The sequence below is a fragment of the Vibrio sp. Of7-15 genome (assembly GCF_022347565.1).
Classification (GTDB): Bacteria; Pseudomonadota; Gammaproteobacteria; order Enterobacterales; family Vibrionaceae; genus NORP241.
In genome coordinates this window covers 43,314-60,410 of the sequence record NZ_JAKRGH010000013.1, presented here as the reverse complement: position 1 = coordinate 60,410, position 17,097 = coordinate 43,314, and the positions used below count along the sequence as shown (strand labels likewise).

Genomic DNA, 17,097 nt, shown 5'->3' with positions numbered 1-17,097 from the left:
ACTATAACCATAATAGCGATTTATGCTTGTTGTTCTTGCCCTGCTTTTCGCTGAGCATGAAAATTATTTTCACCGACTAATGCCAGCACTAGGAAGAAAATAGATAAACCACAGGCAGAAGTCAGCACCATAAAGCCACCATCCCAACCAAAATGGTCAACGGTATAACCTAAAATGGCATTCGCGGCTACTGCACCACCTAAATAGCCGAATAAACCGGTTAAACCTGCCGCCGTACCCGCAGCTTTTTTCGGTGCTAATTCTAAAGCGTACAAGCCAATCAACATCACTGGGCCATAAATGAGGAAACCAATAGCCACCAAAGCAATCATATCAATTGCAGGATTACCCGCAGGGTTAAACCAATACACAAGCACCGCGATCGTCACCAAAGACATAAACAAAATGCCTGCAGGTGCGCGGCGGCCTTTAAAGAATTTATCCGACATCCAGCCACATAACAGCGTTCCAGGGATCCCTGCCCACTCATATAAGAAGTACGCCCAAGACGATTTATCAACCGTAAAGTCTTTCACTTCATTTAAATACACAGGAGCCCAATCTAATACACCGTAGCGGATCAAGTAAACGAACGCATTAGCGATCGCAATGAACCACAACAACTTGTTATTGAAAACGTACTTAAAGAAGATTTCTTTTGCAGTCATCTCTTGTTCGTGAGATTTATCGTACGTTTCTGGGTAGTCATTTTTATACTCTTCAATCGCAGGTAAACCGCACGACTGCGGCGTATCACGCATGATCAATAAACAAAATGCCGCAACCAATAACGCAAAAAATGCCGGAACATAAAATGCCGAACGCCAATCATCATTGAATGCCCACAGCCCTAATAAGAACATCGGACCAATTAAGCCACCACCCACATTATGAGCTACGTTCCAGACAGAAACCGCTTCGCCACGCTCTTTACGTGACCACCAATGCACAATCGTTCGCCCACACGCGGGCCACCCCATACCTTGGAACCAACCGTTCAAGAATAGTAGGATGAACATGGCTGTTATGCTGCCTGTTGCCCATGGCATAAAGCCAAAACACAGCATGATCAGTGCAGACATGGTTAAACCACAGGCTAAAAAATAACGGGGATTAGAGCGATCGGATACATTGCCCATTAAAAATTTAGATAAGCCATAAGCAATAGAGACCGCAGCCAATGCCACACCGAGATCGCCTCGGCTATAACCGTATTCCTCAATCAAATATGGCATGGCCAAACTGAAGTTTTTACGAACAAGGTAATACCCTGCATAGCCAACAAAAATACCAATAAACAATTGCCAGCGTAGGCGACTGAATACGGAATCAATCTGCCCATCAGGCAAGCGCTCTGTGTGCAAAGCTGGTTTAAACAAGCCAAACATAAAGTGTTCCTTAAAATATAATTTTTTGTTTTAGCGATGGATGCACCGTGTAAAATATCGAACAAGAAAAGCTCGAATGAACACGACATATGATCATTATCAAACAAAATGGAATTAATTTATGTGAATTTGATCTACAAAGGAACTTTATGTCCATAAAAAGATGTATTTAGAACGATTTTGTTCAGAAATAATTATAAAGATGCGAAACCAACTACCTAATAAAGGACTAAAACATGAAACGCTCTATTCGTTTGAATGATTAAAGCGGCTGTATAAGCATTAATGAATCAACAATAGCTGCTCTCAACCAGAGCTTGAGCTAGGTGAAATAAATAAAAATGTTAAACAGGAACATATCAAAATCCCCTGCTTAAACAGTTTGACTGGTATAAATAATTAAAGGACAAATAATATGCCTAACGCTTATCTTGCTGTTGTTGGCATTGCGTTGTTCTATTTAATAAGTAGCCTGCGGCATCGTAAGTCGGGTAATGATACTGATGTTTTGAAATAACTTAAAACCTGTAAGTAATTCTCTTCGTTACTAAACCAGAAAGGTGAGGGTTATTCACCTTTCTGGTTTTTTAATCTAGGCATCAACCCTAAAATTATCGTGCACCGATACCTGAAGTGTATTCATAATCTTGGCTTTCAGGGTTGTAGGTCCAAACCTCGTAAGATTCAGTTCCACCCCTCGCGCCCCACGAAGAAAGTAACATTATGTCTGCATAACCATCATCATTAACGTCTGGCATACTAAGATACTCCCTCGTTGTACCGTAATATAAGTTATCGGTATCCCCGCCTAAGTCTATTACTTGAGTCACTTCATTATCTGATTTCCGAATGACCTCTATAGAATGCGTAGTCCCTTTTTGAAAGTTCATTACCAATGTATGATTTTTGAAATCAAAAAAAGTCATATGAGACTCTACCGGAGGCTTTTGCCCCATAAACTGTCGCCCTGTATCTTTTGAATCTCCAACATTATAATGTTTTAAATCGGCTATACGTGCATAGTAGGTATCCATACAAGAATAAATATTGGTGCAGACCTGATCACGTCTTGCTAACCACTCTAATTGCCTTGCTTTAACCCAATCAGCATTGTCAAAAACTTCACGTTGAGCTTTGTACTGACGGTTGAGCATTTCATCTAAAACCCCAAGGTCCTTATCTTTACAAATCAGCTTTTCGACCTTGGTCTGAGCTTTTTCGCAATCAAAACTGGCTGCATTAATATTAAATGGCAATAACCCAAATGTGAGCATAGAACAGCTCAAAATCCATTGTGATTTCTTCAATTTAGTTTCTCTTATAAAATATTGACTTTGTAAATTTAACCACTTTTTCATTGCAACTTTGGCAAAGAATATGGCAGCAATCATCAGCAGAGATGAAAAGTATTACTAATCAGAATCTGCTGTTAATGAGCATTCCTACGAATCAAGTGCCTCTAAAAAGTATATAGTGCTCAATTTATTATATTTATAAAAAATCCTTCGCACGTGAAAGTAATTTAAGTAGATATTCATTCCTTTGGTCTACTTTAAATGTTAAACAATGTAAGTTCTCTATATCATACGTTATTGAACCTTCCTCAATAAAATAACTGTAATTAGCACAATCAGATTTTACTGTTTTATTCCATTGCTCTTGAGATAAAGTAATACTTTCCTTATATTCTGGAATAGCTTCAACACTAGAAATTAAAGAACCATAAATCTTATCAAGATTATCCATGGACTTTTCATATGCAAATTTTTCACACTGATAAATTTCAGATAAGCTTTTATGTACTGAGCACTCCTCCATTGAGAAGGCTGAGAAAGAAACGATAGAGATAAAAAATACACATACGATTCTAAACATCATATTACCTTATTTTTATGTTGGTTTTTAATCTATAGGAACTAAAAACTCTCGACAAAACTCGGCTAATACTGGGCCACCATTCTTTAAATACGCCGAAGGGTAATATCCCTCACACCATTGTGGTTCTGCCAGAAGTTTAATCTCACCTGTTGGTTGTACTACATAATAGCGTTGTGCTATTTCATAATATTGAGCAGGAGACCAACCTCGACCGAGGCCAACAGGAAAAACTAACTGATCCCGAGCCAGTTTGCTTAGTGGACTTTTTTCCTCATTGACAATGAGTGTTTCCCCAACCCCTACTGTTGAACAAGTGACCTCATTACATATTCTCTCTGTACTGATCACAACTGCATCGATGACTTTATCTCTATTTGCTGTCACTAAGTACTCAGGGGATGGCATCAATTCTCCATTTCTATCTTCAATATAAGCTATAACTGTAAAACAAAGCATATTTTTGCAAAAAGGAAGTCGAACAAAAGTATTTCTTGGAAATCTTGAGATTATACCTTCCTCTTTTAGCTCATCAGGTAAAGCAATCGCTTTTTCTTCAGTAAGCATACTAGGGTTGAAAGGCCTCAGTTCTTTAACTAACCAATCCGAAAATTTATCAATCAATTCTTTATTTTTTTCATTGCTTTTAAATTCGTTTAAAAATGGAGATGAAACGGGATTAAAAATAGATTTATACTGACGCCAAGCTTCACTGGCTGATTCAGCTTCAATAGAATACATAATAGAGGTTAATTCACTCCATTCTTGCTCTGTTAAAGGTTTTAGCTGGTCAGCCCATACCCCAAATGAGAAAAAGAATAGCAATATAATTAAAAATTTATTCATTTTATCTACTTTATTTTTACATACTAAATTTATCATTAACCACTACCAGCATAATAGTAAACTCCCTGAATAACCTCTCCTCCTACCTTTTTATTATTTACCATATCCTACATAATAAGAGGTGCTGTCCATTGTATATTATACGAACAATTCATTGAGCTTAGGTTAAATATATTTAAAATAAAAACTAGCAAGGTGAATATGATTACCTCACTAGTTAAATAGTTCATATCAAATATAGGTTAATGTGGATTGTATTCATTAATGAATGGCTCACATGTAGGAATCATATACTCTCCTACATCTTTTATATAATCAGAAGGATAAGAGCCAGAACAAGAAAACTCAGATAACCTCTTTACTTTTCCATCAGATTGTACAACAAAGTACCACTGTGCATTTTCATATGCTGTAAGGTTATTATTCCAGCCATCATGATCAGCCATTACTGGAAAATAAATTCTTCCCTTAGCAGAGGTATCAATATCAAAATTGTTATTTATATCTAGAGATGAAGTTAATGGAGAAAACCCTACTTGAACCGATGTCCACGTATCCTCACTTTGCATTCTCCGGTAAACACTCCCCTCTTGCTTTTTCGCCCACGACCGATAAGCATCATTTCCGAGTGTCCCCCATACTAACACCTCAGCATCAACAATATGCTCATTATTAAAGGTAATTAAATAGCCGGGAAAGCTTCGATCTTTAGATCGTTCATCAGCAAGAGATAGAGTTAAAAACAAGCATTCAAACCCTTTCTCCTGGCAATTAGGAATATAAATAGGTTCAAAAACCTTATTATCGTGAATACCATTCAACTTCCCTTTACTATTAACTAATATTTCTCTTGCATCCAAGTTTGCAGGGTAATATGGTGTCAACTTATTCAGAAACCAATGTTTAAAGGTGCCAATCAACGCCTGATGTTTTGCTTCATCTTTAAAGCCTTCATACTCTCTACCACCATATTCAACTTTCTGAAAAGCTTCCCAAACCGTGCTATCTGACTTATTTGACACACTGTCCATAATAGAAAGAAGTGTTACCCATTCATCATCGGTTAGTGTGCGAGGTGTTTCTTCAGCCAAAGGTGACTGAACAGTAAATAACAATGGCAACAACGCCAACGTAATAATTAACGACTTTTTCAAAATACACCTTTTTATCTATACGTTAAAATCATCTGAAACTTCAGGTCTTTCATCCAACGCTTGAGCAATGGTTAGTCTCAGTGATTTCCGGCACATTGGTTTCACGCAGACTCATAGGCACATCGTATGCCTGAACATAACGCTTAGGGCGCGCGATGGTATTTCCCATATTTAGTCCCAATTTCCTAAATAATATACAGCTAATATTTTTTGTTATTTTACAATCAATTATATAATTTCCAGTTCAAAGAGTCGTGCGATTTTTGCCTGTGAAAATACCTGTTTTTTTTAAGGAAATACCGACATAAAAGCAACTTCTCAGTGGTAATATGTCGGTTTTGATTACGATGTGCAGAACTGGGTAAAAAAACACCACTTCAGACGGAAAGCACGATGAAAAAGTTCAATCACACATACACTCTTAAAGTGAAGTAAACATGAAGAAACTCGCCCTGTTATATATTGTGGTTACAGTGTTAATTGGTTTATTCGCTGGCTGGGGAGCCATAGAAGCCGCTCTGTCCCTTAATGATTACTGTATTTACAATGATCAGAAGGTCTGTGAACCAGACTATAAAGGTTTAGCGGGGCTGGCTTTGATAATTTTTACGCTGGTTGAAGTAGCCATGCTCTTTCTTGGTTTAGTGCTGGGGCTCATTATTATGTGTTTCTCTAGGCTGTGCTCCGCAATTCGGTGAATGGAGCACAGCCTAAGGGGGTCTATTTATCGCTTCACTTCTTTTACAATCGAAAACTCAATCTTTTGATCTGGTTTTCCAACTAGCTTTAAGGTGTAACTTCCCCACTCGTGAGTATTAAAATGGGTGAGTAATTTTTCCTGCTCAGGACATTGGAAGTTTTTAATGCGCGAGCCAGTTACGTCAGCGCCGGGCAGATCCAATATCAAGTCAGCATGATGAAAAATCACTAACTTTTCATTCCACTCAGTAATCGCTAACTGCAAATAGCCTTCGCCTTGGCTATTTAACTGAGCTCGGTAACCTAAGCCACCTTCTAATGTTACTTCTTGTTGCGCAGCTTCATCCAGCGTTGCTGCTAATGGATTCAGTGTAGTCAGTGGTTGCTGGCAAGCTAGGCTGTATTCTTTTTGAAAATACGCATTACGCCCTTCCTGTTCCGATTGCGCAATCTCATTCTCTTTTTGGGCATAAGCGTAAGACGAAGCCAAACATAAAGCCAAGGCTCCTACGGTACTCGGTAAATGTAGTCTCATATTTTATGACCTTATCGGGCTTGGTTATCCCTTGATTTAACTTTCTTATAAACAAATGGCGGTAAACAGCTTGGTGCATCGGGCTTATTTTTTAAGGGGACTAAAGAGCAAAACGGCGATTGATGTTGCCCAGGAACACCCGACTCTGAAACCGTTAATGCCGAAAGAAAAGATAGCAGCTGCTCTTTTTCACTTCTTGTTATGGAAAACCCTTGAATTCTCTCATCTTTTTCTGGATGTAATCGCCCATCTCCTTTATTTGGCCCAGAAGCTGTGACGCGCCCTCCCGCAGCATATGCGCTGATCACCGTCGATAAACGTCGAAAACTGCCATCATGCCCCCAAGGCCCGGTATTTTCTACATTAATTAACGATGGAATCCGGAACTTACCATTGTCTTTACGATCACCTGTAAATTTTTGCCGTCCAGGCTCTTTATGTGGATAACGATACTCCCCATTATAAGCCCTTATTCCATACAACCCAGTATTAGCAAACGACTGACCATATTCAGGTGTATTTAATAGCGGACCGCCATGACACTGACTGCATTTCAAGCGATCACTATTAAATAAATCCAGCCCTTTTTTCTGTGATTCACTTAATGCTTGAGGATCCCCTGCCATGTAGCGGCTATAAGGAGTGTCTGTGGATTTGATGGTTTTCACGTATTCGGCAAGCGCAGTAAGTACTCTGTCAACGGTAACGTCATCGCTGTCAAAAGCTTGTTCAAAAAGAGGTCGGTAGATAGTATCTGCTTGCTCTAATCGCTCAAGAAGCAAAGGCTCCGTCATTCCCATTTCTTCTGGTTGTACTGAAAATAGGGGCAACTTAAGGGTTTCTTTCAAATCAACGAGGCCAACACTGCGTTGCATATATACTTGGTACGATCCTGAATTTAGCAACGACGGTGTGTTTAAGGTGCTCATTCGGTTATGAATATCAATACTGCGGCTAAAAGTATTGCTCCACCCATGATCCGGAGAGTGGCACAAGCTGCAGCTGCGGTTACCAAATTTCGATAGCCTGACATCATTAAATAAATAGCGTCCTAACTCTACTTGCTTCTCACGCGATTCGCCCAACGCCAGCGGGCTAAACAAAAAAGAAAACACCAAGGGTAAAGTAGCCACACTATGTTTAATTAACTGCATTTTCGACCATATTCAAACATTACTACATGAAAAAGCAGCGCAAACCGAAATTTGCACTGCTACTGCGTTATTTCTTGTATTACTTCGTGGTTACACTACATGTACCATCCGATGCCACAATCACCTCAATCTTGCCAGAAAGTGGTAAAGTGCCACAGTTCACATAAGTAACCCCGTTGTTAATGGCAGCACCAAAGACGGTGTTTTCTCCCACTTCAACTTCCCAGCCAGGGATATTAAAAATATCACCATCAGGTTGTACTGTTAGCTGTGATCCAGGTTGACTCCAATCGCCCCATAAACCAGATTGCAGCGCGGCAATAAATGGCTGTGAATGATGGTTTATCCAAGTAACTTGGGTTTCACCTGGCTCAGGAACATCCTGTTTCGTTACCGTAAATGTATAGATCTCTTCTTCACGATTATCATACTCATCGGTTACGATTACTCTCACACTATAATGTGCATCCTGTGTAATAGTAAAGGACTTAGCTGGTTGCTCACCCACACTCCCCGTCACCATTTGTGGCGTACCCGACGTTTGCGTGATCTCAGTCAAAAGGGCTTCATAGGTGTACTGACCATCATCACCTTCATCAATTTGTAAATTAATAGGCAATACAAATTGATCGCCCGTCATGATGTACTCGTCTTGTAAGCTATGCCATGAGAACTGGAAATCTTCTTGATCTGGGCTGATCACCTCAACTAAGTGACTAAGCCCCTCTTCTTTAAAGTAAAGATAATTATGTTCAGCATTACCAGAAAGGATCACTTCATCATCGCTGTTTTTTACACCGACTTTCATGTACCCAGAAGCGATTGAGTTATTATTGATTTCACGCGCCAAATCCAACTTCCACACTGAAGCAGAAGTATTGTGATTATCGATTTCAACCGTCGGTGTGTATTTTTCTGTACCTTCCATCATGATACGAGCTCTCACGGTATCACCAACGTTTAGATCACCTTTGTTGTCCGCAAATTTCTCTTCATGAACCCACTGACTATCTGGCCCTGGATCAATACCATCTCCGTCCACATACACATTCATACAGCTGTAAAATGCTTCATTGCTGTCCCACACATTTGCAGGAGGTGGACCTAGCACCTCATGGTTAGGCTGGCCCTGATTTGCACGCTGCCAAATGTTGTACATAAGGCGCTTACCCGTCACATCAGACGGAATTTTCACTTTGTATGTTTGTGGCCCTTGCCCCAATAACTGCCCCTGATAATCAATGGTATCAATACGCTCTAGATCATCCCACGTAGGCGTTTGAGTATCAGGATCAAAACCATCTTTGGTCACAAATACATCCATGTACCACGTTTTATGTGGTGCGGTGACGTAATAAGTGAACTCCACTTCACCGTTATTATCAGGTGTAATGGTAGTGGTGTGGCGAAGGGCACTAGGTACATCCAATACGCTGTAATCGCCTCCCATGGAAGCAGAACACAACTGATGATCGAAAACCACAGCTTGGTGATTATTACCCGCAGAACCTTGATTAATTCCATTTTTATTCGACGAAGCTACTTCAGAACATAAGCCTGCGCCTGTCGTTAGCCCTTTATCACACGCATTAGCATGATCCAGCGGAAATTCCATATAGCCATGTGCTTGTACCATTGTAGAACCCAATGCCCCAACCGCAGCAGACAGCGAAAATAATAATGGGATATAGGGTGACTTTTTAAACGAACTCATTTCATCAACCTCAATTTTTATTATCATAAAAGAGATGTATTATAAGTAGGTGAATAATTAACACTGCTTCTTGTTCACCAGTAAGCTTATGTATTAGTTTAAAATTTCAATTAATAATTATAAAAACCAACACTCAGTTAAATAAATATCTTTAACTGAGTGTTAATTATTGTACGAAGAAAAATAAGTTCAATTTCATATATATCAATTCTGGGATAACATCACACTATATATAAATAACTTTAAACTCCAATCCACTGTAAAAATAAAAAACCACAAAACAATAAGTGTAGATAATGGTTTTATTCGAGTAATTATATAAATTAAGTTCCCTTAATATATGTTTAATGAGTAATAATGAATCTCATTTTAACCTAACTCACCTGGCGTATAGTAAAACACATCAGCACAGACTCAACTTTAGATCGCCTCTTCCCTTCACTCACCGCAAAGCTACTTGCCACACCCATAATCAATGCAAACAAATCAATGCAACGCATTAACTGTAAATATAAGCTAATTTAATAACATGCCAGACAATAAAATTATCAACTATTATGCTTTAAAGCTTCATCTTATCTTCTCAGTCTAAAGCCCTAAACCCAATCAAACATATACAACTTATGGCATCAAAAAGAGAAAAGCATACAAAATATTCATCAATAATTTAATTTCTAGAACTAAAGTACCGATTTAATCTAGGTTATCTGCTTGCTATCTCTGCTGATATTACATTAGTATTTATAACTTATAATAATATAAATAGATTGGGTTGATATTTATAAAGCCCTATACTCATATTGGTTCACCTTACGGTAAGTCGATACAAAACTTTTGTTTGTATGTCACCTGGAGAAATCTTATGCAATTTAAAATATTCAAGCGCCGAGTAAAAGACACCGTTTTTGGAAGCACAAAAGACACTGCAATTGGTGTGCAGCGACAAGACATGGCTGATGCAAGAATGGGGGCAACCTACATGCTTGCTAAAACTGACATCAGCAAAATCCCATCTTTCTCCACCGATCTCGCTGGTAACTTTCTTGTGGGCACAGAGCCACTGGCTGACATGAAAAACATTTCCATGTCTTTATTACAAAAAACCAATGCAGGCAGAAAGGTTGTTAGCGCTGTTAGCGTGGTGGGTGAAGCAGCCAGCGCTGTAATTCAAAAAATCAAAGCCATGATTTCCGAATTCTTCCAAGGTTTATTGCACAAAATCAAAAGTGTGTATGGCGAGACCTTATGGGCTGCTGAATGGGTTGTCGAATACGGTACTTGGATGGCGGCAGAGTTTGCAGGCAACATTTCAAACTGCATTCCAGGTTGGGGCTATGTACAAAATGCCGCCGATATTTATTCAGGCGTAAAACAAGCGATTTTCAAGTCAAAAGACTTTGTCACTCAAATGTACGCGAGCAGAGGGGTTAATTTGCTCGGTGGCCACCCTTCCATTATTGCTAATGCACTGGCGAGACATTCACTTGCAGGCGTAGCAGGAGGTTTAAAAACCGCCGCAGTAGGGATCACAAAAACAGGCTTAGAAGCCGCTGGTGATGCATTTGCTGGGATAGGAACCTTAGTCAGTGCATTATCAGGTATGTTTGATCGCGTTATCAAAGCGGTCGATTGGATGATCCAAACCTGCTTGGTGGATTCTGTCTTAACTCGTGCTAAAAAAGAGTGGAATAACAGAGCGTCCAGCACAAGCCTTGTGCATGATCACAAACGTTTTTCTGAATGGTTTCAAAACTCCGTGATCACAACGCCAGTCATTGCCGCGCTAGTAATGGGTTCAGGGTTTGTGGCTCACCCAAATAAATTTTTGCAACTACTTAATGCTAACGGCACCATCACCTCTCAAGACTCCTTTAGCAAAGGGATCGTCTATATTGAAAAGCTCAAGGATTTATCTACGTCGTACGTACAAGAGTATACCGATGGCTACGGTGTCGACTTTACCAGTAAAGATGGCATGGTATCCGCGAGGTTAGCGGAGTTAAAAACGGGTAAAGGCATTTTACACGGCGAAGAAATTGCGGTAACGGCAGTCGCCCCACTTAAAGTCACAACAGTGTAAACAACAAAGGTTTCCATACCCCTCTGATTTGATCGGTCAGTATAGAGGCCATCCGTTCATCACCGATACCAAGTTTGACAACACCAAGCTTGGTATCAACCTACTATCAAATCACCAGATAAAAATAGAGTATTTAATCAATATTACGGCTTAGATATTTATCTCATAAGCAATAATCAACCAAACGCAATTGAACACCGGTCAAAATGATAATATTTTTTTACTCTTCTCATGATAAATATAAGCGAATGATAAATAAGAAGATTAACACTGTTTTGATGTGGTTCTAGTTAACCCTTAAAAAATGGGCTATCATTTTGTTTGAATAAAAATACCTTTTTGTGTTTAATATCAATAACAACAATACCAAGTGCGGATAACTACACTATTTGCACCTTATATCGGTATAATATCGAACAATACATAATCAATGATGCTTTATCTTAACGACTCACTCACGGTCATCTAAATGGAGAGAATGTGATGGCTTACTTAAATTTTTCGAACGTATCAAAAAATAAAACAGGATTTCAGCTCAAGCTTAAAAAAAACCGTAAAGAGTACCAACCTCACTTTTACGGTCACTCTGATATCGCGCTGCACGAAGCGCTGCTTTGCCGTAATAAACTGTACAAAAGCTTAGATTATGTCCACCGTCATTACATGATCACCCTGTGTAAGCCTTCTGAATTACATGCTGATGGCGGAAAAGTGGAAGGGATTTCGAGACTGAAAGATTCAAGACGCATTAACAGCGAATACTTTCAATTTGCTATCCGAAAACTCGAAAACCGAGCACTCACTTATAAGAAAGTATTCATCAGTACGTTTGATTCTGAACAAGACGCACTGGAATACTCCGTTAAATTTCGTAACCAATGGGTCTCTTGCTACAACCGAATAGCCACAATCTACAACAAAAAACGTAAAGCGCAATTTATTCGCAACGCGAAACTAGAAGCAGAATTATTAGAACCTTCTATCCATGAAGGCGCGCCATTTGACAAATACCTATGGCAAGACATTTCCATTTCACTCTATGGTGAAACACTGGATCAAGAAAACCCTTTTGTTGCCAAACCTAAAAAGAAAAAAAGACAACACCACTACCCAGCTTAACTAGGCTGCATCCATCAATGTGATTAGGTCGGAGCTACTCTGTTAGCTCCGTATTAACGTTCGCCTCTTTTTATTACCTTTTTTACCATCTATAACAATTAGTCTTCACTTCTCGTTCTCTCCTATTACCTCCATCAGCATCACGTTCTATCCATACTTTAACTGTCTCCCTTATGTACTTGCACATTATTCTCTCTTTCTTGCTCCATTTACGCCCAGGCATTGGTGCAGTACTGCAACAGTCTTTTGATTTAAAGGCTATATATCAACAACTCTGTTATTCGTAATATAGCCCCATCGCAACGACACAGCGTTGCCACTTAATTATTCAGGAGACAAACAATGGAAAAATTAATCGTGATCACTGGTGCAAGCTCTGGTATTGGTGAAGCAATCGCACGTCGTTTAAGTAATGCTGGCCACCCTTTATTGCTCCTTGCACGTCGCGTGGAACGTTTAGAAGCATTAAATTTACCAAACACACTATGTGAAAAAGTAGATGTGAACGACAAGGCCACCTTTGAAGCAGCAATCGCAAAAGCTGAAGCACAATTTGGCCCTGTAGACGGTTTAGTCAACAATGCCGGTGTTATGTTGTTAGGCCAAATGGACACTCAAGATGCCAATGAATGGCAACGTATGTTTGATGTGAACGTCATCGGCTTAATGAATGGTATGCAAGCAGTGTTGGCTCCTATGAAGGCGCGCCAATCAGGTACTATCATCAATATCAGCTCGGTAGCAGGTCGTAAAACATTCGGTAATCACGCGGCTTACTGTGGCACTAAATTCGCTGTTCACGCAATTTCAGAAAACGTACGTGAAGAAGTGGCCGATTCTAATGTGCGTGTTACAACGATTGCACCGGGTGCTGTTGAAACGGAACTCTTGTCTCACACCACATCAGACGAGATTAAAAATGGCTATGAAGATTGGAAAGACAGCATGGGCGGCGTACTGGTAGCTGATGACATTGCACGCACTGTTGAGTTTGCCTACCAACAGCCACAAGGTGTGTGCATCCGTGAGATTGTAGTTGCCGCGACTCGTCAGCAACCATAATCACAGGTTACATATCATCTAATAAAAACAGCGTGTACCTTCAAGGTCACGCTGTTTTTTATTTTATCGCTCGTTTCACTGCCGCTAAGGCCAGCAAGCGAGTGGAGTTAAGTGTCGGCAGAGCTGAATTTTCATCATTAATGATCAATGGGATTTCTGTGCAACCCAAAATCACCGCGTCACAACCTTGCTCTTTCAAACTATTGATCACAGTTTGAAAATAACAAATGGATTCAGATTTAAACACGCCATACACCAACTCCTCCATAATGATCCGACTGATTTCTTGCTTATCTCTTTCCTTTGGCGTTTGCCAGTCCATGTTACTTTGCGCAATCTTATTGGGGTACACATTGCTGTCCACTAGCCAATGAGTTCCTAGGATCCCCAAAGTCTGATACCCCTTTTCTTTGGCTTCCATCACTACTGCGTCTGCAATGTGCAACCACGGCAGCGGCGTCTCTTTTTCTACCACGGAAAAGGCTTGATGAATGGTGTTATCCGGGCAAATCAAAAACTCGGCCCCTGCTCGCTGTAATTTCCTCGCGGAAGATAACATGATCTCCCCCACTCCATTCAGATCCTGACGGTTTAAACAATCAACATAGTCAGCCAGAGAGTGGGTATGCATCGACACTTCAGGGTGAATATGCTGACCTAAATACGCACTACTTTCAGCACAAATAATGCGATAGCACAACGCAGCCCCTTCTGCTGAGCACCCCACAATACCTATGTGCTTTACACGCTTTTCTGAATCCATTCAGTTTTCCTTTTATGTCTGTTAATACCCTTCCACCTAGGATTTAATCGCTAAGTATGAGCCAAAACCGATTAACCCGATTCCACAGGCTTGATTCAACCTCTTCTTCATTTTTAGCAAATACGCTTTGAACAAAGACGATGTAAATGCCATTGCTACAGCACCAAACCACAGCCCATGAAGTACCGCAATGTATAAGCCATACCACAGAGCAAACGCGCCACTTCCTTGTTCAGGGCCGATTAATTGGCTAAATAAACTTAAGAAAAATAGCATTGTTTTCGGGTTAAGCAAATTACACAAAAAGCCTTGCATTACATATTGCACTGGCCTTATCGTCTCAGCTTCCTCCTCCACGGTTTCTAACGTGTTATTGGCCGTTAATACCCCTTTTAAACCGATGTAGATCAAATACCCTGCGCCTAAATAACGTACTAGAGAGAACAGCGCTTCATTCTGTGAAATTAAGTAACTGATCCCCAGCATGGAATAACTCACATGAACGCCAATGGCCAAGCTGATCCCAGCTGCTGTCCACAAACCAGCGTTACGTCCATCGTTAATACTATTTTTTAAAATCAACACAAAATCAGCCCCAGGGCTCATTACAATCAGCAAACCAACTAAGGCTAAAGACATGACTTCCATCACAACTCCAATTTACAAATACGTTAATAGAGTGCGATTGTAAGGCGCTTTTCTGATGATTATAATCGAAACAATTTCAGTCAATATGTGAGAAAAAATCACAAATGAGACATTTAAACGCCTTCCATGTTTTTCACATTGCCGCCACTTCTGACAGCCTAACCGAAGCGGCCAAAAAGTTATGCATTACTCATGGTGCTGTGAGCAAACAAATCAAGCTACTTGAAAGCCACCTATCAAAGTCTTTGTTTTATCGCCAAGGCCGACACTTATATTTAACGAATGAAGGGGAAATACTCAAAAAATATACCACCCAAGCTTTTGATGCCTTAAGCACCGGAGTAAAAGAAATCTCACAACACCACCAGCAATATTTGGAAGTCTCTTGTGAGCCGACCCTAACCATGCGCTGGCTGATGCCACGGCTCTCCCATTTTTATCAATGCTACCCAAATGCCGATGTGAGGCTCTCTACCGCGGGTGGCCCCGTAATACTTGGCAGTACAGGGCTTTCTTTGGCTATCCGCCGCGATGATTTTGAATTAATTGAGGAGTACGAGCACACCACTCTCGTGGAAGAATGGGTAGGACCCGTTTGCTCACCAGATTATTGGCAACATATTCAAAAAGATCTCACCATGGCCAAGCTACTGCATAGCCAAACAAGACCGAAAGCATGGCGTGATTGGATAACACGCACGAATAAAGCCGCTTTTTCACACTGCCAGTCTCAAGATTTTGCTCACTTTTACTTTTGTTTTCAGGCTGCTGTCGATGGGCTGGGTATCGCAATGGGCTCTTATCCACTGATCATGGATGATCTTAAACGCGGTAATTTAATCGCCCCTTTTGGTTTTGTTTCATCAGGCCACCGCTATTTGTTGTTAAGCCAAAAAAATCAACAGCACAATGAATTAGAAAAGTCTTTTACCACTTGGCTAATAGATGAATTGTGTTCATGCATACCCGATGATGGAAAGGCCCAGTAACCAATCGTTACTGGGCACGTAGCGCTTCACAACCACTAAAACTTAAACGACACCGACACGGGGCAATGGTCGGCAAGCATGGCGCTGGCAGGTTCTGAGACCATGGCCGAGCCGCTGTAAGTGTGGTTTTTGGCCGTTGGGTATTCAAGCTGATCCACTAAGTTATGCGATAGCAGCAAATGATCGATGGGAGCAGAATATTTAGGGTGGCAACCTAGCAAATCCTGCGAGGCATTATAAAGTGGTTGAGCAGTACTTAAATAATCAAGAGTAAAATCATCTGGGTTTGCTAATCGACGATTAAAATCTCCCACTACCATAACCTCGTTTGTCTTCGACTGATCTTGGATCCAATCTCTAACTAAAGGTAACTGTTGCGCGAGCTGATCACAGCCACGTTTACCACTGGTTAGTGGATTAGAGAAACAGCCCGATTTTAAATGCACAGACAATAAGCTGGTATTAAGGTCTGGCAGCTGAATGGCCATGCCATAACGCAGGCTCTCCCCTTTTAATGCCAGCTCCGGCAAGTTCATCGCTTCATCGTAGTGATAATTCACCGATTTTTTAATCGCAAATCCCACACGCTGCGGGGTAGATTTCTGCCCTTTGCCACGACAACTGTAAGTATTTACCGCTCTGTCAGACACAATCAGATCATATTCATTTTTAGGGAAAACCCTAGCTAAGGCCGCTTCGTTTTCCACTTCTTGAACTGCAAACACATCCACTTCCGTGCTTTTAGCAAAATCAGCCAGTTCTTTATAATCTTGTGTACTTCGTGGTTTACATCCAGCGCCGTTTTTTTCTGCTAAATGCTCCATATTCCACGTTGCAATGCGCAAATGTTGTGCCGACAGGTTCACACTCACTAATAGCCCACAAGCAGCTAAATATTTTAAAAAAGACATGGTGTTCCAAACATGATAATAAGAGCGGAAAGAATAGCTCAGATCGCGCTTAATTTCAGTGTTTTAAGCAGTATTTCCTCTGACATCACCTACCCCATCATTTCTTGTATCAACTACCTTCACGTTTTATCAAAATGATCACATACGGTGCTTTCACCTC

At 40.4% G+C, this 17,097-nt stretch carries 16 protein-coding genes; 5 read left to right on the top strand and 11 right to left on the bottom strand.

What is annotated here, in order from left to right:
* Positions 1 to 20 precede the first annotated feature (20 nt).
* The 5 genes from glpT to MHO82_RS14400 form a co-directional block, all read right to left on the bottom strand.
* Positions 21 to 1,388 (bottom strand): glycerol-3-phosphate transporter, encoded by a 1,368-nt coding sequence (gene glpT / locus MHO82_RS14420; RefSeq protein WP_239184658.1) that lies wholly within the window; start codon positions 1,386 to 1,388, stop codon positions 21 to 23.
* A 611-nt stretch (positions 1,389 to 1,999) separates the two neighbouring features.
* Positions 2,000 to 2,746, bottom strand: a complete 747-nt coding sequence (locus MHO82_RS14415) for a lysozyme inhibitor LprI family protein (protein WP_239184656.1) — start codon at positions 2,744 to 2,746, stop codon at positions 2,000 to 2,002.
* Between the two features lie 133 nt (positions 2,747 to 2,879).
* Positions 2,880 to 3,263, bottom strand: a complete 384-nt coding sequence (locus MHO82_RS14410) for a lysozyme inhibitor LprI family protein (RefSeq protein ID WP_239184655.1) — start codon at positions 3,261 to 3,263, stop codon at positions 2,880 to 2,882.
* A 27-nt stretch (positions 3,264 to 3,290) separates the two neighbouring features.
* On the bottom strand, positions 3,291 to 4,145 hold the full coding sequence (locus MHO82_RS14405) for a hypothetical protein (protein ID WP_239184654.1): 855 nt from the start codon (positions 4,143 to 4,145) through the stop codon (positions 3,291 to 3,293).
* A 206-nt stretch (positions 4,146 to 4,351) separates the two neighbouring features.
* Positions 4,352 to 5,263, bottom strand: a complete 912-nt coding sequence (locus MHO82_RS14400; RefSeq protein ID WP_239184653.1) for a hypothetical protein — start codon at positions 5,261 to 5,263, stop codon at positions 4,352 to 4,354.
* Between the two features lie 437 nt (positions 5,264 to 5,700).
* Here MHO82_RS14400 and MHO82_RS14395 point away from each other — a divergent pair, with 437 nt between their 5' ends.
* On the top strand, positions 5,701 to 5,961 hold the full coding sequence (locus MHO82_RS14395) for a hypothetical protein (protein WP_239184652.1): 261 nt from the start codon (positions 5,701 to 5,703) through the stop codon (positions 5,959 to 5,961).
* A gap of 26 nt (positions 5,962 to 5,987) precedes the next feature.
* Here MHO82_RS14395 and MHO82_RS14390 read toward each other — a convergent pair whose 3' ends face one another.
* The 3 genes from MHO82_RS14390 to MHO82_RS14380 form a co-directional block, all read right to left on the bottom strand.
* Entirely contained in the window at positions 5,988 to 6,497 is a 510-nt protein-coding gene (locus MHO82_RS14390; RefSeq protein WP_239184651.1) for a hypothetical protein, read from the bottom strand.
* A gap of 11 nt (positions 6,498 to 6,508) precedes the next feature.
* Entirely contained in the window at positions 6,509 to 7,651 is a 1,143-nt protein-coding gene (locus tag MHO82_RS14385) for a cytochrome c peroxidase (protein ID WP_239184650.1), read from the bottom strand.
* A 79-nt stretch (positions 7,652 to 7,730) separates the two neighbouring features.
* The gene (locus tag MHO82_RS14380; RefSeq protein ID WP_239184649.1) at positions 7,731 to 9,365 is read right to left on the bottom strand and encodes a lytic polysaccharide monooxygenase; all 1,635 of its coding nucleotides are present in this window, start codon (positions 9,363 to 9,365) and stop codon (positions 7,731 to 7,733) included.
* 862 nt (positions 9,366 to 10,227) lie between these two features.
* Between MHO82_RS14380 and MHO82_RS14375 the strand changes: the two genes are divergently transcribed.
* From MHO82_RS14375 to MHO82_RS14365, 3 genes are all read left to right on the top strand, one after another.
* Positions 10,228 to 11,445 carry a hypothetical protein gene (locus tag MHO82_RS14375; protein ID WP_239184648.1) on the top strand — a complete coding sequence of 406 codons (1,218 nt, stop codon included), beginning with the start codon at positions 10,228 to 10,230 and terminating at the stop codon, positions 11,443 to 11,445.
* Between the two features lie 483 nt (positions 11,446 to 11,928).
* Entirely contained in the window at positions 11,929 to 12,564 is a 636-nt protein-coding gene (locus tag MHO82_RS14370) for a hypothetical protein (protein WP_239184647.1), read from the top strand.
* A 342-nt stretch (positions 12,565 to 12,906) separates the two neighbouring features.
* Positions 12,907 to 13,626 (top strand): SDR family oxidoreductase, encoded by a 720-nt coding sequence (locus MHO82_RS14365; protein WP_239184646.1) that lies wholly within the window; start codon positions 12,907 to 12,909, stop codon positions 13,624 to 13,626.
* A 58-nt stretch (positions 13,627 to 13,684) separates the two neighbouring features.
* On the opposite strand, the gene MHO82_RS14360 is transcribed toward MHO82_RS14365, so the two are convergent.
* Positions 13,685 to 14,389 (bottom strand): amino acid racemase, encoded by a 705-nt coding sequence (locus MHO82_RS14360; RefSeq protein ID WP_239184645.1) that lies wholly within the window; start codon positions 14,387 to 14,389, stop codon positions 13,685 to 13,687.
* A gap of 36 nt (positions 14,390 to 14,425) precedes the next feature.
* Positions 14,426 to 15,037 carry a LysE family translocator gene (locus MHO82_RS14355; protein ID WP_239184644.1) on the bottom strand — a complete coding sequence of 204 codons (612 nt, stop codon included), beginning with the start codon at positions 15,035 to 15,037 and terminating at the stop codon, positions 14,426 to 14,428.
* Positions 15,038 to 15,141: 104 nt separating this feature from the next.
* On the opposite strand from MHO82_RS14355, the gene MHO82_RS14350 reads away from it, so the two are divergent.
* Positions 15,142 to 16,026 carry a LysR substrate-binding domain-containing protein gene (locus MHO82_RS14350; RefSeq protein ID WP_239184643.1) on the top strand — a complete coding sequence of 295 codons (885 nt, stop codon included), beginning with the start codon at positions 15,142 to 15,144 and terminating at the stop codon, positions 16,024 to 16,026.
* A 35-nt stretch (positions 16,027 to 16,061) separates the two neighbouring features.
* On the opposite strand, the gene MHO82_RS14345 is transcribed toward MHO82_RS14350, so the two are convergent.
* Positions 16,062 to 16,937 carry an endonuclease/exonuclease/phosphatase family protein gene (locus MHO82_RS14345; RefSeq protein ID WP_239184642.1) on the bottom strand — a complete coding sequence of 292 codons (876 nt, stop codon included), beginning with the start codon at positions 16,935 to 16,937 and terminating at the stop codon, positions 16,062 to 16,064.
* Between the last annotated feature and the right edge of the window lie 160 nt (positions 16,938 to 17,097).

Excerpts from the sequence above, each read along its gene's own strand:
- glpT (WP_239184658.1), bottom strand. The coding sequence starts at position 1,388 with ATGTTTGGCTTGTTTAAACCAGCTTTGCACACAGAGCGCTTGCCTGAT.
- MHO82_RS14415 (WP_239184656.1), bottom strand. The coding sequence starts at position 2,746 with ATGAAAAAGTGGTTAAATTTACAAAGTCAATATTTTATAAGAGAAACT.
- MHO82_RS14410 (WP_239184655.1), bottom strand. The coding sequence starts at position 3,263 with ATGTTTAGAATCGTATGTGTATTTTTTATCTCTATCGTTTCTTTCTCA.
- MHO82_RS14405 (WP_239184654.1), bottom strand. The coding sequence starts at position 4,145 with ATGATAAATTTAGTATGTAAAAATAAAGTAGATAAAATGAATAAATTT.
- MHO82_RS14395 (WP_239184652.1), top strand. The coding sequence starts at position 5,701 with ATGAAGAAACTCGCCCTGTTATATATTGTGGTTACAGTGTTAATTGGT.
- MHO82_RS14390 (WP_239184651.1), bottom strand. The coding sequence starts at position 6,497 with ATGAGACTACATTTACCGAGTACCGTAGGAGCCTTGGCTTTATGTTTG.
- MHO82_RS14385 (WP_239184650.1), bottom strand. The coding sequence starts at position 7,651 with ATGCAGTTAATTAAACATAGTGTGGCTACTTTACCCTTGGTGTTTTCT.
- MHO82_RS14380 (WP_239184649.1), bottom strand. The coding sequence starts at position 9,365 with ATGAGTTCGTTTAAAAAGTCACCCTATATCCCATTATTATTTTCGCTG.
- MHO82_RS14375 (WP_239184648.1), top strand. The coding sequence starts at position 10,228 with ATGCAATTTAAAATATTCAAGCGCCGAGTAAAAGACACCGTTTTTGGA.
- MHO82_RS14370 (WP_239184647.1), top strand. The coding sequence starts at position 11,929 with ATGGCTTACTTAAATTTTTCGAACGTATCAAAAAATAAAACAGGATTT.
- MHO82_RS14365 (WP_239184646.1), top strand. The coding sequence starts at position 12,907 with ATGGAAAAATTAATCGTGATCACTGGTGCAAGCTCTGGTATTGGTGAA.
- MHO82_RS14360 (WP_239184645.1), bottom strand. The coding sequence starts at position 14,389 with ATGGATTCAGAAAAGCGTGTAAAGCACATAGGTATTGTGGGGTGCTCA.
- MHO82_RS14355 (WP_239184644.1), bottom strand. The coding sequence starts at position 15,037 with ATGGAAGTCATGTCTTTAGCCTTAGTTGGTTTGCTGATTGTAATGAGC.
- MHO82_RS14350 (WP_239184643.1), top strand. The coding sequence starts at position 15,142 with ATGAGACATTTAAACGCCTTCCATGTTTTTCACATTGCCGCCACTTCT.
- MHO82_RS14345 (WP_239184642.1), bottom strand. The coding sequence starts at position 16,937 with ATGTCTTTTTTAAAATATTTAGCTGCTTGTGGGCTATTAGTGAGTGTG.